Here is a 14,809-nt window from a genome sequence, read left to right as displayed (position 1 = left end):
AGAAACAGGTGTTTCCAAGCTCCCTAAAGAGTAGAATTGTTAAAGAGAAATACTTTTTGTTCACTATTTTTAATTTTTAGACAGAACTGAGACCTTTTATGTATCTCAAAATGGCCAAACGCGTCTTGATGGAAACAGACAAAAGGCTCGTCTGGAAATTAGCTTATAATTTTGGATTCAAAGGCGCACTGTCGGTCCACAAACACAAAAAACGACTTAAACGAGGAGAGTTCTTCCCTCCCTTTCTCTACATCTCAGTGATCAACAGTTGTAATCTTCGCTGCCAGGGATGTTGGGTGGACGTCGCAGCTAAGCAGGAAAAAATCGATGTGGAAGCGATGTCACGTCTGATTAAAGAAGCAAAGGAAATGGGGAATTCCTTTTTCGGAATACTGGGGGGTGAACCTTTCATGCACCCACAGTTACTGGAAATTCTGGAACGTCATCCAGATTGTTATTTTCAGATTTTTACAAACGGCCAATTCATCACTGATGAAATCGCAAAAAAGCTCCGCAAATTAGGAAACGCGACCCCGCTGATTAGTGTGGAAGGAAATGAAATCATCAGCAACCTCCGCAGAGGTCGCAATGATGTCTATGAAAAGACAATGCAGGGGATACAAAACTGTCTAAATAATAAATTGCTTACCGGAGTATGCACCAGCTTGTGCAAATCGAATATCGACGATTTACTCACTGAAGAATGGGTTGATAAGCTGATCGATATGGGTGTGATGTATTGCTGGTATCACATCTATCGTGTTGCAGGCCCGGAACCTAACCCTGAATTAGCCCTCTCACCAGAAGAGCAATTACGCGCCCGAAAGTTCGTTGTCGATATACGCGCAAGAAAACCCATTGGTGTAATTGATGCTTATTTCGATCACGATGGTACTGCACTCTGCCCGGCTGCGACTGGTCTGAGCCACCATATCAATCCCTGGGGAGATATCGAACCATGTCCTGTGATCCAGTTTGCCACTGATTCTATTCATGATAAATCTAAAACACTAAAAGAGAAGTTCGTACAATCGGAGTTTCTTAAAGACTTCAGAGAAGTCGTACAGCAAAATACACGCGGTTGCATTATTCTTGAACGTCCGGACCTACTGGAAGATCTAGTTAAAAAACATGGTGCTAAAGATTCCACTGCGCGGAAACAAGCGATGCAGGAATTGCAAAATTTGGAAACACGTACTTCACAGTATGCTCCCGGTAACGAGATTCCGGAAAAGAGCTTTGTCTATCGTGTTGCTAAAAGATTTTTCTTCAACGACTTTGGTGTCTATGAAGGAACAGATCATAGCCAAACAGCAGCACCGGGAATTCTGGCGAGCCGTGATGCTGCTACATCTGATTCAAAAACCGATCCTGCAAATTTCGTCCCACTGGAAACGATCAAAAGTGACATTCAGTAAGAGTCGCTGAACGTCATTCTTCATTGGAAAGATTGACGATCAAGGTGGCGTCTGCTGCTGATTGGGATTGCGGTTTGATTTCAGGAGATGACTGAATTAATGTGGTTCCTAATTCCGTTTGATGTTTCCACCAGTTTTCAGCGTCTAACATAGTCCACTTACCGTCCATATGACATTTTGAAAGTTCCTGAACGACTTCAGCTGCAGTCTGTGGTCGTTTTGTGGGATCTTTCTGCAAACACCCCATAATAATTTGCTCCAGATCCTCAGAGACTGGCTTACTTAATCGATTTGAAGGGGGTTCTGGTGCTTGCTGTGTGTGTTTCATGCAGATTTCGATAATAGACTCACCATCAAAGACGGTCGTACCTGTTAACAGGTAATAGGCAACAGCTCCGAGTGCATAGAGGTCGCTTCGCGCATCGACTTGGTCTGGATTCTTGATGCCTTCCGGTGAAAGATACATGGGAGTTCCCGCCATGGAATTGGCCGAAGTCAGTGAAGCCTGTTCTCTCCCGTCGATGGCTTTTACCAAGCCAAAATCAAGCAGCTTGATAAAGTCATAGACGCCTCCCCGGTGTGTCAAAAAAATATTGGCTGGTTTGACATCGCGGTGAACGACCCCCAGGGCATGTGCTTCGGACAACGAACCGGCAATCTGTTTCAAGAGATAAATCACCCGATGCTCTGGCAAAGCACCGTTCTGCTTCACCAGTTCATCTAAATCGATGCCCTCTAACAGCTCCATCGCATAATAAAACACACCCTCCGGTGTGCGTCCATAATCATAGATAGCAATCGTATTCGGATGATTCAACTGACTGGTTAACTGCACTTCTCTTTCAAATCGAGCAACGGCTTCGTCAGTGGTTTTCTCAATATCTAGTAGCTTAATTGCCGTAGGTCGCCTGAGCATGGAATGATGCCCGCGATAGACAACTCCCATCCCTCCCTCACCCAGCTTTTCATCTAGCGCATATTGTCCCAGTTGCTTTGCTTGAATGACTGCGCGTCGCGTTTCCTGATCCTTCTTCGCAACAATCACTGTAAATATAAAGATCACAATAGAGCCAACAACGAGCAAGGCAAATAAGCCCCAGAAGCTGTAACGCAACAAATAAAGGGGGCGATAGGCCTCAGCGACATCCATCTCTGTCGCCACTCCCATTTCATACTCTGGCAACCACGTCCACGCGCCTACCACTGGGACTCCCCTATAGTCACGATATCCATTGACATCTACACCACTCTTATTCTGAACTGCCATTGCTGCCATGTGAGTGAGTGGCCGCTCAGCCAGTCTTAACGTAGGGCGGTTACCCTCAGCCATATTCACCTGCGGATCACGAATCTGAATATTCAAAATTGAGCGAGCATCGTCTCGGTCCGGAATGAGACCAATCATTTTCAAATCATCATCAAATCGGCTTTGAGATAACAGCAGCCCGTCTTTATCAAAAGCGTATGTTTCCCCAGACTTGCCTGCTCGGGCAATAGATAAAATGCGAGTGAAATTAATATCAGGTCGAATCATGAGAACTAATGCTGCAAGCACTGCCCCTGACTCATCCTTCACTGGGGCCATTGCAAGCATGGTTGGCAACCCCGCTTTCAACTCCCCTGAATCAGTTTTGCGAGTAAACAGGCTTTCAAAAGGTCGTGTGACCGTCGCTTTTCCCTGCTGGATCTTTTCCAGAGCTGATTTCTGAAGCGGTAGATCTGCTCTCCCAATCGGTTCATCACGAGTGGAGGCTAATACTTTACCATCCACGCTTAGCAGGCCAACATCCAGGTATCCCAGATGTTCTATTTCAGACTTGAATTCAGTTCGGAGTGCTTCCAATGACTTTGATTGCAAAAGCGCATCACGATTATCTGGATTATCTTGATCAACCTGATTCAGGTCTTTCGCCAGTTCCCGAATGCGTGGCTCATTAGCCAGTACTATCGCTAACGACTCTTCACGCTCCATCCAGATGTTGAGTGCCGCAACGTCCGCGTTAAGAATCGCCCGCAAGTTGTCGGCAACCGTTTGCTTACTTGATTGCTCAACAACTGATCTCACGATGAAAGCAAGTACTAATAACAAGAGGGTCCCTGCAATTGGCCAAATCCACATGTTCCCCTTCAAAAACAGTTTTGAACGGGAAAAGGAATTTAGAAACGATTGGGAAAAAGATCTGCCAAGAGAAGACTTAGATGCATTCATGAAGATGATCGATAACAGAGAAATCAATGTTGAGCGCTATACCATTGATTGTCTCAGTTTCAAACACAGGGTTCAAGAACCGAATAGAATTTTCTTTGCGAACGACTTCAATCACAAACGGTGCATCTAATGCAAATCTGTTACTAGTGAATAAAAAAAGCCGTGCCTCGATGAGATCACGACTTTCATAGTATCACTGTCATAACATTGCGACGGTGGGGTCGCTGCAAGAAGGACGGTGAATCGGGTAGTGCAAAGCACTCACCACTATTGATTCCGGTCCATGCTAAGGTTTAGGATCCTCCGACGGAATTTGAAATGACAGAATACTGATTTCATTGTATGCATCGTTATTATGATCGTCGACGGGTGATTCAAAGCAATATTAAAAAATTCACAACGAATCAAAGATCATTAACAATAGTAACTTCTCTTTCCTGAAGATTTAAAATTCATCGGCATTCAGAACTCTGACTGATTGCATCGTTTTCCAAAAAAAATCAAAAAGAGTCAGTTCCATTTGAGATCATTGGATAACAGCCTAAGGGTAGGAGCAGAATCTTATTCATTTTCGTGAAGCAAGCAAGAGGAATCCAGGGAGGGGAATCATCGAGTTATCCAAGGGCCAAATCGGATTTCTGATCGATGTATAATAGAAGAAGGCCACTTGAACATTTGATCAGGTTTTGCGGGCACCATTTCGCATCAGCAACCAACCAATGAAAGCGATTACGATCAAAACGGTCCCATATTCCATCGGTGAAATATTATCCCACCTCTTATTCAAATAATTGATATAAAAGTTGGAATATTCTCGGCACGTATCCAAAATTGTCTCAATCATCACTCATCCTCAACTATGTGATGCGAACAGGGAATCCGACGACGACGGCTCGGATTCATACTTTTAAACCGAATCAGAACAAACCTGAAAATCGGCAATATCGATAGAATCACATCTGCTCTACAGCATTCGTTTAAGTCCTGATTAAAGCATACTTCCTGAAATTGAGGTAAGCGCCAAAAAATTAGTCTTCCGTCTGGTTAAAAAAATAACCCTCTGTAGTCTTCAAACACAGAGGGTTGAATTTAAGCTCTACGTTAAGCTTCTGTTAAAGGTATTCGTTGATCACGTTCTCGATCCATTCCTGACGACCACTTAGATTGGGAGCAGAGTCTCCTTTCTCCAGCATGTAAGCTTCCAGATCAGTAAAAGAGACACTGCCCGATTCAATTTGTTGCCCGATGCCTTCATCATAGCTCGCGTAACGTTTGGCAACAAAATCAGAAAGGATACCATCTTTCCGAATCTGTGCCGCAATTTTCGCACCACGGGCAAAAGCATCCATACCACCGATGTGAGCATAAAATAAATCGATCGGCTCGAAGCTTTCTCGTCTTACTTTCGCATCAAAATTGACACCACCGGGAGCCAGTCCCCCCTGATCAAGAATCGCGAGCATACACTGTGTTGTCAGATATATGTCGGTCGGAAATTGATCGGTGTCCCAACCAAGTAACAGGTCACCCGTATTGGCATCAATACTTCCAAGAGCACCCTGAATTGAAGAGTAAACCAACTCGTGCATCATAGTATGACCTGCCAGTGTTGCATGGTTCGTTTCGATATTCAATTTCACATGATCTAACAGATCATTGGCTCGCAAGAAATTCAAACAGGCGGCAGCATCAAAATCATATTGATGCTTTGTGGGTTCTTTTGGTTTGGGTTCAAAGAGGAATTGTCCCTTGAACCCGATCTTCTGAGCATGTTCGACAGCTAAATGCATGAACCGCGCTAAATGGTCCAGTTCACGTTTCATATCGGTATTAAACAGATTCATATAGCCTTCACGGCCACCCCAAAACACATAGTTTTCACCCCCCAGGCGATGAGTGACTTCCATCGCTTTTTTCACTTGAGCTGCTGCGTAAGCGAAAACATCCGCATTCGGACTGGTAGCAGCACCATGCATAAAACGGGGATGAGAAAACATATTCGCGGTTCCCCATAAGAGCTTGATACCAGTACGTTCCTGGGCTTCCAAGAGCTTATCTGCGATCCGATCAAAGTTCTCGTTTGCCTCTTTTAAAGTTTCACCATCCGGAGAAACATCTTTGTCATGAAAACAGTAATAAGGGGCTTGCAGTTTTTCAAAGAATTCGAATGCGACATCGACACGCTTCAACGCATTTTCAATAGAATCTGAACCATCGTCCCAGGGACGCTGCAGCGTCCCCGCTCCAAATGGGTCACTCCCGGTACCTCGAAATGTATGCCAGTAACAGATGCTAAACCGAAAAAGATCTCGCATTGATTGGCCTTCGATGATCTCTTCTGGATTGTAGTGCTTGAATGCAAGTGAATTTTTGCTATGTGGGCCTTCATACTGAATGGGGGGGATATCTGCAAAGTATTCCATGATGCTTACCTGTAATGTGTTTAAGACGTTTTATGACAGTCACTTCAAACAATATTCTAAACAGAAGATGATTCTGAGAGTAGGCTCGGGAAGTTATTGAACAAACATAACAAAGGGATTTTTAAAGTGATCTTGCCTCAAAATTATCAATGTGGGAAACTTCTCAAGCATTTAAAAGAAATTGAAACCATCCCCATTCACTTGCCCCATCGAAAGTAACCACAGCGTCTCTGATCTGATTTGAGTCTGTTACGGACTCCGCATTTCATAAAGCAGTCTGACTATCGGCATCTGGAAATGCTATGTAACTTACTGAAAATAATCATTTTAGGTGTTCTGTGCACCGGCTGTGCATCAGGCTGGAATCAGGCTGCGCCCCTTCCTGTTTCAAATCCAATTCAAGTTTCGGGGACAAATCAAGATGTAGTTTGGGAACGGGTCGTCGACATTATTCATAACTATAAGTTTCAGATCGCACGTGAAAATAAACTGGATGGCATGATTCAGACTGAATACAAAGTCGGCTCGAATTTTCTTGAACCCTGGCATGCTGATTCAGTTGGTTTCGATAACAAGTTGGAGAGCAGTCTACAGTCGATCAGGCGTAGAGTTTTCGTGAGTGTCACCCCCATAGAAGGGGGTTATTTGCTTGGAGTTGAAGCCTTCAAAGAGATCGAAGATGTCCATACCCAAACGTCAAGTGCCCCAGGTGGAGCGACGTTTGAGCAAGATCTCAGCCTCAGACGCGACTTGAACCTCGTACAAGAGCAAGCACAACCGTCTGGCTGGATTCCCCGGGGACGCGATCCTGCTCTGGAACAAGACATGCTCGAAAGTCTACAGGCTGCCTTTTCGAATTAGAGACCAACCATTTCGAAATTGAAATCTAATCCCTGCCAAAACTCCTGTTGTTTGTGAAATCAGGACATCTTATTTGCAAAGGATCAGTTTCCCATTCTGTGTAATTCTTAAGCGGTAAACGATTTCTCCATGTTGGATTAATACTTCCTGATTACCTTTGAGAATCGTTTCTGAACTGATTACGTCTGCATCTGAATGAAAATCTTCATTAGGAGCGGGGGCGTCGTGGTTAAGATTGTTTTGTTCACTCATTAGTCTTAAAAATACCGAAAAAGAGTCTTTTCTTGCACTCCAATGCGCCCCAAGCATTCCTCTTGAACAAATCAGAATGCCACTCATTGCAGTATCTTCCAAACACGTCTGTTTAGCTCATTTACACATCAAAAAATGTGAAAAATAAACTTTGATACTACTTGCAGACATGATCACAGGCAGCTAACATAATGAACTTGAGACTCAATGTCAACAAAGATTGGTTATCAAGTCTCAATGAATCATTTGAATCAACGACAAGACGGCTACCCAGATTGATACTACCCGTATCGATACCACTATATTGTGAGCACGTTGTCATCATTTTTTTAAGAGGAAGAAAAGAAATGGGACAACGTACCCAAAAATATCGGGCTATTCGTGCAAACAAACATGGCTTCACATTGATTGAGCTCCTGGTGGTCATCGCCATAATTGCGATTCTGATTGCACTTCTCTTACCCGCTGTTCAACAGGCACGTGAAGCCGCTCGTCGTAGCCAGTGTAAAAACAATTTGAAGCAAATCGGTTTGGCTTTGCATAACTATCTGAGTGCTTTCACAGCATTCCCCCCTGCCTTCTGTGTTGGCCCAGATGGCGCTGGTGGATACACGGATGGCGGGCAATGGTCAATTCATGCTCGCATTCTTCCGTATGCTGACGGAGCAAACCTTTACAACAACATTGATTTCACAGTCGGCTATGAAGCGCCCGTTAACGCCAATATTGCAATTACACGCACCCCTTTCTTCCTCTGTCCCAGCGAGATCAATGATAAATCTCGCACTGACTCGACGACTGGTGCCCCGATACACTATCCGATCAGTTATGGATACAACGGAGGGACCTGGCGTGTCTTTACGAATTCCAGTCTCAGTGGTGGTGATGGAGCGTTCTATCCCAATAGTAAAACCAAACCACGTGACTTCACAGATGGGATGACGAATACGATTGGCTTTGCTGAAGTGAAAGCATTTACTGCATACAATCGAGATGGTAACGCAGGTTCATCTACAATTCCAGATACTGCCAGTGGTGTTGAAGCATTAATGAGCGGTGACAATAAAGGTAACAGTGGTCATACTGAGTGGGTCGATGGCCGGGTACATCAAACTGGATTTACCAGTACACTTCCTCCAAATACCAAAGTGGCCGTTACGGGAGCCACCGGTGCTCTTGATGCGGGCGACTTTACCGCTTGCCGGGAAGCAAAGAGTTGCACCAGCCCCACCTATGCCGCTGTAACGGCTCGTAGCTACCACATTGGAATTGTGCATGCCATGCTAATGGATGGTTCAGTTCGATCACTCAGCGAAAATATCGATCTGAATACATACCGCGCACTGAGTACCCGCAGTGGTGGGGAAGTCATCGGTGAATTTTAATATTAAAATTTGATCAAATTAAAATAAATTAAGCCCTCTTGGTAACGCGAGTGGGCTTTTCTTTTTTCGCTATCAGTCAAGATTTTTGATGATGTTCAACAGAGTTTTTGCCAGCCCCCAGAAGGGTCAGAAGTTCCTGTATTCCCAACAGACGAACCAACAGGAGGTAAACTACCACAGCTGAACTGACGGGAATGAATACCCGTAACAAGCGATAAAAGAACTGAGTTGCCGGTGAGATGATCTGCAACTCAGCAATGATCACAATCGCCATGATAATGGTTGCCAGGCCAGCTCTTAGACAGGTTCGCATAATTTTCGAAAAATCGAGGGAACCTATTTTTTCCCTGATCAGCCAGATGCTGAGCCCTGATTGAATCATAGCCGCGAGAGAAGTCGCCAGCGCAAGCCCTTTTCCTTTCAGCCACCAAATGAATAACAAATTTAAAAGCAGATTAACTACAACAATCAAAACACCAATGCGAACCGGAGTCCGCGTATCACCAATGGCATAGAATCCACGATTCAAAATCAAAACCGCCATAAATGCAAAGACTCCCACACCATAATAACGAATCATTTCAGCCGTTTGAAAAGCGTCATGCACATCGAAATCACCATATTGAAACAAAAGCAAAGACAAGGGTTCCGCCATTAAATAAAGTCCCAGACTGGCAGGTAGTCCGACTCCCAGAACTAATTGCAGTCCCAATGTCAAATCCTGACGTAATAAGTCTTCGTTTTTTCGTTCTGCATGACGAGAAAGTCGGGGATAAAGGACTGTCCCCAAAGCAACACCGAAAACTCCTAGCGGAAACTGGTACATTCTTTGACCGAAATATAAAGCTGAAGCCGTACCCGATTCAAAAATTTGCCAAAATGGAAAGGACGTATCTGAACTGGCCGCAGATATTCCTTCCGGCTTAGCCATACCCCAGGCCAAAAGGCTATCAATTAAAGTATTGAGTTGGGTAATTGAAAGCCCAACAACAATCGGAGCCATGATAACTGCGATGGTTTGAACTTGCTCGAAACCGCTCTGCCATTGCATGCGAGGGCGATACCCCAACTGTAACAACTTCAAAAATGGCAATAATAATTGAACGAAACCTCCCATCAATATTGAAAGACAGATCACAGTGATTTTGGTTTGCGCATCTGAAAAAAACGGTGCGATTAGCCAAATACCAACCATCCAGAACAAATTCAAAACTGTGGGAAGTAAGGCCGGTATCGAAAAATGGTTTAACGCATGCAGTGTGGCATTGATCTGAGCTGCCAAACAAATCAAAATTAAATACGGTAATAGTAAACCAGCCAACCAGAACAGAAGCTGAGATTCGGAATTTGGAGCTGCCACGCCGCTCATCAAAACCAGAAATCCTTCGCTGAAAGCTACCACCAAAAAGCAGAAGATCATCAACCAGAATAGAACAGCCGTCACCAGCTTCCACGAAGCATCGCGACCATTCTGCTCCAACTCACGAATGTAGGTCGGCAAAAAAGCCGTTGAAAGCGCCCCTTCTCCTAACAGACGTCGGGCGAGATTTGGCAATTTAAAAGCAACAGAAAAAGAATCCATGATCGGCCCGTTGCCGAACAAAGTTGCCATACCGATATCACGGATCATTCCCAAGACTCGGCTCAATAATGTCAATAGACTGACAGTCCGGAGGCCGGTGAATAATCCGCGCGAATGGTCATCGTCAACCACCTGAGATTGTTCTTCTTCAGAGAGCGAAGGTGGTTTCGAATCATCCATTATTTACAAATTGATTCAGGACAACGCTGGTTCTTCAAGGCGTGCAGAATTGATATCGATTAGCTCGAGTATCTCCATGACACGCTCAAGTGGTAAATTCCACTCTCTGGCCCAGATTATGATGTCCAGGTTTTCCATTCGTAGCCAGAAGATTCTGTCCAGGATTAAGTCTGCTAACAGGTCATCTTCCAGATTAAGCGACTTTAGAAACCCAAAACGGGTATCGCTGAACTCCTGCCAGCATCGATTTCCTAACAAATGCTCTATTTTCTTGACCATGCAAAAGTAGTACCAATGATTTGCATACCAGTCAGAAATAGCAAACTTGCCCAGATCAAAGCCCGTCTTTTGGCTTTCGATCCATTTATGACGATCAGCTTCCAGAGGAGCTTCCTCGTAGATGCTAGATGCATCATCTGGATCCTTGAATTCGGACGACATGCTTCACCTCAATGTGCGTCTGAGATCCCAATAGAAGTACGAAACGTTATCAATCACTGCAAGGTTCTGACAGTATCAGTGAGTTTCGCAAAAACCTTATGAACGATGCTTTATACCCCCGTAGCCGATTCATGACAAGATTCATTCTGGGCAGATTCCAGGAATTCTGAAAGGAAGTTTTCAAAGTACCAAGACAATTACAAACTTCTTGTGGCACTTTGTTTACGTCTCAATCAGAGCTTACCACTTAACAAAAAGAGCAGTTGCTCCAATTCGAGTCTCGGTGCTAGGCGGCTATTTCCTTTGAGATTGAGATCGGTATTAAGTAACCATTGGCTGATTTTTTCCGCTCGCTGTCGACTCAATCGCCGCAGGTATCTGTCAGAAGAATCAATGTCTCGCGGAAAGACGCCTGCCTCTTTTAATGCCTGTTTTAAAGGGGTTCCCTGTACCGCCAGCTGAGCCGCTTTAAAGTACTTTCTCCAGACGAACGTCAGTCCTCCCAGTATTTTCTGTGGTGCTTCGCCTGCGATCAATAAATGATCTAGATACCGGAGTGCATCGCTGATATTTCCATCACGCAGCGCTCCCGTCATGGCCCAGGTTGTTTCAGCTTTCCATCCTCCAACGACCGCTCGAATATCATCAGGGCCAATCCGCGGCTGGTCTCCTACAAAAGTAGCTAATTTTTCTAATTCTTGATGAATTTGTCCACAATGAGTTCCCACCATTTCAATCAACAACAAAGCAGCATCACGTGAAATCTGTTTTTGGTGTATCTTGCCCGCAGTATCGGAAATCCATTTTGCTAATGGCCCCCCTTTTAGCTCTTTGCATTCGAGATCTAAACCAATTTTGGCAACAAGTTTTGCCAGCCGTGTTGACTTACTCCAGGATTTCACATCCAGAACCAGGATTGAGCTTTTAGAGGGTGATTCAAGATATTTTTCCAGCTTGCTACGGAATGCAGATACATATTTTTCGGCTTCGTCAATAATCACCAGCCGCTTGTCTCCCCACATGGAAACGGTTTTCAATTCATCAAACAAAGCAGAAGGCGGCAACTCATTTTGGAGTCGTTTCCCTTCAAAACGCGTGAGGCTCGTGTCTTCTTCATCCCCCAGCACGATTGGTTCAATGGCTTTAATCGCCTCCTGTTTCATATACCGATCATCACCAAACAGGATGATAACTGGCCCAAACTCGTGCTGAGTGGGATTTAACAGAAATTCGGTAACGTGAAGGCTCATAAATAACTCTTATTGACCCCAAACAGCGGGATGACATAAATTAACGCTTAAAATAGACCCATTCAACGAAAATGACTCTTAGGAATCTTCCTCTGATATTACACTCCATTTCGCAGTTGATTTCGAGTAACTCTACCAACTGTTCCATCAAATTGAAGAAACAAATTCGCATGGAGTAGAATACTATCACACCAATATCAGAATCACACTCCGAAAACGCTCAAGAGATAAAGATAGTTGGTCCTCATCAACCCGCTCCTCTACTGCCAATCTTAAAGCAGACAGCAGAAATTTACTTTCAATGTCCGGGAGAAGATTACCCGGTTTCGAAAGCCGTTCACCTGTCCCGATTGGCGGCCTTTTATCCTAAGTGCCGTGAGTGTCCTCACCGTGAGGAAACAGGAAATCTGTCGCAACAAACCATCAAACGGTTAGGACAGATTCAAAAACAAAGAGTGAGTCAGCAAAGTCTATTTATGGAAGAAGGTGTGCGAGGCGTTTACCTGAATGAAATCAACCGTACTCAGGCAGCACATATCGCAGGCGCATTTTCAAACATACTTTGGGAGTCGCTACCATTGAAGGGTTTAGCTCCACAAAAGTCTGCTGACCACCTGGTCAAAACAAAAAGTCAGCCTGATCACAATTCCTATTCTGAAAAAAGTCGAGGTCCCAATGTTGTCATAGGCTTTGATGAACGCTCTTCATCTCCCGATATCGTTACCGGTGTGGCGAGCGCTCTTCGTAGAAATGGCTGCCGGGTAATCGACCTGGGACTCACTGTGCCCGCCGTAATGTCGTACGCAATGACTCATTTGCAAGCACAGGGAGCCATTATGGTAACAGGCTCTCAATTCGGTCCCTCTTATACAGGACTTGAGTTTCTTCAGGAACATTCACTTCCCGTTTCTGCCAACCATGGGCTCGAACAGATTGAAGAGAGAGCCAGGACCGGATTTGGAAGAGCATCCCGACAGCCTGGCTCACAAAGGACATTTCATCCGCTTGAATCCTACCGTGCACAGTTCGGCAAGCATTTTCACGCACTACGTCCTCTGAAAATTTCGATTGCCTGCTCGTTGAGACTGGTACGAGAAACGCTCAATACGCTCTTTGAAAAACTCCCCTGCCAACTCTCCTGGATAGAGATTCCAAACCAGAAACGGGATTTGCTCAATCCCCTGGATATTGATGTTCTTAAAATGAATCAAAGTCTACAGACTGGGGATTTTGACTTGGGAATCATCATCGATGATGATAGTCGCCGTTGTGCCTTCTTTGATGAAACCGGTGCTCTTCTGCCTCAGCATTTGATTTCATGGTTCTTAATGAAAGCACTGGCCGCTGAGCATACGAATCAGATATTCCTCCTGGATAAAGAGTCTCAAGAGTTGTTGCCAGAAATCCCCCCTGGATGGGACGTTTCCCAGCACGATGGAACGCTCGCGGACAGCTATATGCAAATGCAGAACAAACAGGCCGTTTACGCCGGCAGCCATACCGGGTACCATTGGTTCCGGGAAACGGTTCCCACCTGCGATGCGATTTTGACTCTGGCTCATGTTCTGGCTGCATTGAGTTTCAGTGATGCCCCCTTTAGTGAAGCCCTCTCGCAATAAACTTCAATGAGACTAACACAGCCAGCGGATTCACGCTTGTGTTAAACCAGGAATTACCCAGTTCTGCTTATATTCACGTTCCTTTCTGCCAACATCGTTGCGGATATTGTGACTTTACTCTTGTAGCGCAAAAAGACCACCTCATCGATGACTATCTCGCAGCGATGGAACAGCAACTATCGGGCGTTGGAGAGGATGTTGAATTAAAAACCTTGTTTTTGGGAGGGGGTACGCCAACTCATCTGAGCATCGATCAATTGCAAAGACTGTTTGATGCGATTTTCTCCCACTTCCAATTGGCAACAGATTATGAATTCAGTATTGAAGCCAATCCACTGAATTTAACTGAGGAAAAAATCGACTTCATGAAGCAAGCGGGCGTAAACCGCGTCAGCCTGGGTGTTCAATCCTTTGATTCAGACATTCTTACTTTTCTGGAACGCGACCATCAACCACAACAAATATTTGAAATTGTACAAAGGCTGCAATCCCGTATTGAAAATACCAGCCTTGATCTCATCTTTGCCGTCCCCGGTCAGAACCTGGAGAATTGGAAGACCACACTCAATCATGCGGTTCAGCTCAATGTCCCGCATATCTCAACCTACGGATTGACGATTGAAAAAGGAACGTCATTCTGGAGCCGCCAAAAAGCAGGAATTTTTGATTTACCAGAAGAGGAATTAGCGGGAGAAATGTATGAATTTTCGTTAGAGTTTCTAAATTCAGCAGGCTTGAAACATTATGAGATCTCTAACTTTGCCCGTCCCGGATATGAGTGTGTGCATAATGAAGTCTACTGGACTGGCTATCCCTATTTCGGATTTGGCCCTGGTGCAGCCAGTTATTTGAATGGAAAACGCGAACAGAATCACCGTAGTGTGATTACCTGGTTGAGACGTATCACGGCAGGAGAATCTCCCATCTCAGATCAGGAAGAACTATCTCCTGAAGACCGGGCACGGGAAGCGATCATTTTCGGGTTAAGACGACGTATAGGAATTAATGTAGAAAAATTTGCCGAACGCTACGGATATGATCTCTACGATTTATCGCAATCAGCAATCAAAAAACATGTTGAAGCAGGTTTTCTGGAGGAAACCAATACACATGTTCGACTAACACCAGCAGGCTGCTTACTTGCTGATTCTGTAGTGATTGACTTTCTATAATTCGATGTGAATCAAAA

Annotated in this window: 12 protein-coding genes; 5 read left to right on the top strand and 7 right to left on the bottom strand. The window is 44.6% G+C overall.

Annotation, left to right across the window (positions count from 1 at the left end):
• Nucleotides 1–98: 98 nt before the first annotated feature.
• Nucleotides 99–1,418: a radical SAM protein gene (locus V144x_RS08095; protein ID WP_144983978.1), complete on the top strand. Its 1,320-nt coding sequence runs from the start codon at nucleotides 99–101 to the stop codon at nucleotides 1,416–1,418.
• Nucleotides 1,419–1,431: 13 nt separating this feature from the next.
• Here V144x_RS08095 and V144x_RS08090 read toward each other — a convergent pair whose 3' ends face one another.
• The 3 genes from V144x_RS08090 to xylA form a co-directional block, all read right to left on the bottom strand.
• Nucleotides 1,432–3,537, bottom strand: coding sequence for a serine/threonine protein kinase (locus tag V144x_RS08090; RefSeq protein ID WP_232102758.1), 2,106 nt, complete (start codon nucleotides 3,535–3,537; stop codon nucleotides 1,432–1,434).
• Nucleotides 3,538–4,306: 769 nt separating this feature from the next.
• Complete coding sequence (locus V144x_RS28345; RefSeq protein WP_197993257.1) at nucleotides 4,307–4,471, bottom strand: hypothetical protein; 165 nt, start codon at nucleotides 4,469–4,471, stop codon at nucleotides 4,307–4,309.
• A gap of 268 nt (nucleotides 4,472–4,739) precedes the next feature.
• Nucleotides 4,740–6,050 (bottom strand): xylose isomerase, encoded by a 1,311-nt coding sequence (gene xylA / locus V144x_RS08085; protein WP_144983972.1) that lies wholly within the window; start codon nucleotides 6,048–6,050, stop codon nucleotides 4,740–4,742.
• A 240-nt stretch (nucleotides 6,051–6,290) separates the two neighbouring features.
• On the opposite strand from xylA, the gene V144x_RS08080 reads away from it, so the two are divergent.
• Nucleotides 6,291–6,911: a hypothetical protein gene (locus tag V144x_RS08080; protein ID WP_232102757.1), complete on the top strand. Its 621-nt coding sequence runs from the start codon at nucleotides 6,291–6,293 to the stop codon at nucleotides 6,909–6,911.
• 69 nt (nucleotides 6,912–6,980) lie between these two features.
• Here the strand turns inward: V144x_RS08080 and hemP are convergent, their stop codons facing one another.
• Entirely contained in the window at nucleotides 6,981–7,220 is a 240-nt protein-coding gene (gene hemP / locus V144x_RS28655) for a hemin uptake protein HemP (RefSeq protein ID WP_144990778.1), read from the bottom strand.
• A 290-nt stretch (nucleotides 7,221–7,510) separates the two neighbouring features.
• On the opposite strand from hemP, the gene V144x_RS08070 reads away from it, so the two are divergent.
• Nucleotides 7,511–8,548, top strand: coding sequence for a DUF1559 domain-containing protein (locus tag V144x_RS08070; RefSeq protein ID WP_144983969.1), 1,038 nt, complete (start codon nucleotides 7,511–7,513; stop codon nucleotides 8,546–8,548).
• Between the two features lie 76 nt (nucleotides 8,549–8,624).
• On the opposite strand, the gene murJ is transcribed toward V144x_RS08070, so the two are convergent.
• The 3 genes from murJ to holA form a co-directional block, all read right to left on the bottom strand.
• Nucleotides 8,625–10,310, bottom strand: coding sequence for a murein biosynthesis integral membrane protein MurJ (gene murJ / locus V144x_RS08065; RefSeq protein ID WP_144983965.1), 1,686 nt, complete (start codon nucleotides 10,308–10,310; stop codon nucleotides 8,625–8,627).
• Nucleotides 10,311–10,325: 15 nt separating this feature from the next.
• Complete coding sequence (locus V144x_RS08060) at nucleotides 10,326–10,751, bottom strand: hypothetical protein (RefSeq protein WP_144983962.1); 426 nt, start codon at nucleotides 10,749–10,751, stop codon at nucleotides 10,326–10,328.
• 233 nt (nucleotides 10,752–10,984) lie between these two features.
• Entirely contained in the window at nucleotides 10,985–12,001 is a 1,017-nt protein-coding gene (gene holA / locus V144x_RS08055) for a DNA polymerase III subunit delta (protein ID WP_144983959.1), read from the bottom strand.
• Between the two features lie 455 nt (nucleotides 12,002–12,456).
• Between holA and V144x_RS08050 the strand changes: the two genes are divergently transcribed.
• Nucleotides 12,457–13,620 carry a phosphohexomutase domain-containing protein gene (locus V144x_RS08050; RefSeq protein WP_144983956.1) on the top strand — a complete coding sequence of 388 codons (1,164 nt, stop codon included), beginning with the start codon at nucleotides 12,457–12,459 and terminating at the stop codon, nucleotides 13,618–13,620.
• A 38-nt stretch (nucleotides 13,621–13,658) separates the two neighbouring features.
• A complete protein-coding gene (gene hemW / locus V144x_RS08045; RefSeq protein ID WP_232102755.1) occupies nucleotides 13,659–14,792 on the top strand; it encodes a radical SAM family heme chaperone HemW in 1,134 nt (377 codons plus the stop codon).
• The last annotated feature ends 17 nt before the right edge of the window (nucleotides 14,793–14,809 follow it).

The organism is Gimesia aquarii, assembly GCF_007748195.1.
In the GTDB taxonomy this organism is placed as follows: domain Bacteria; phylum Planctomycetota; class Planctomycetia; order Planctomycetales; family Planctomycetaceae; genus Gimesia; species Gimesia aquarii.
The sequence above is the reverse complement of the archived record's forward strand: the minus strand, read 5'-3'. Positions and strand labels throughout refer to the sequence as shown.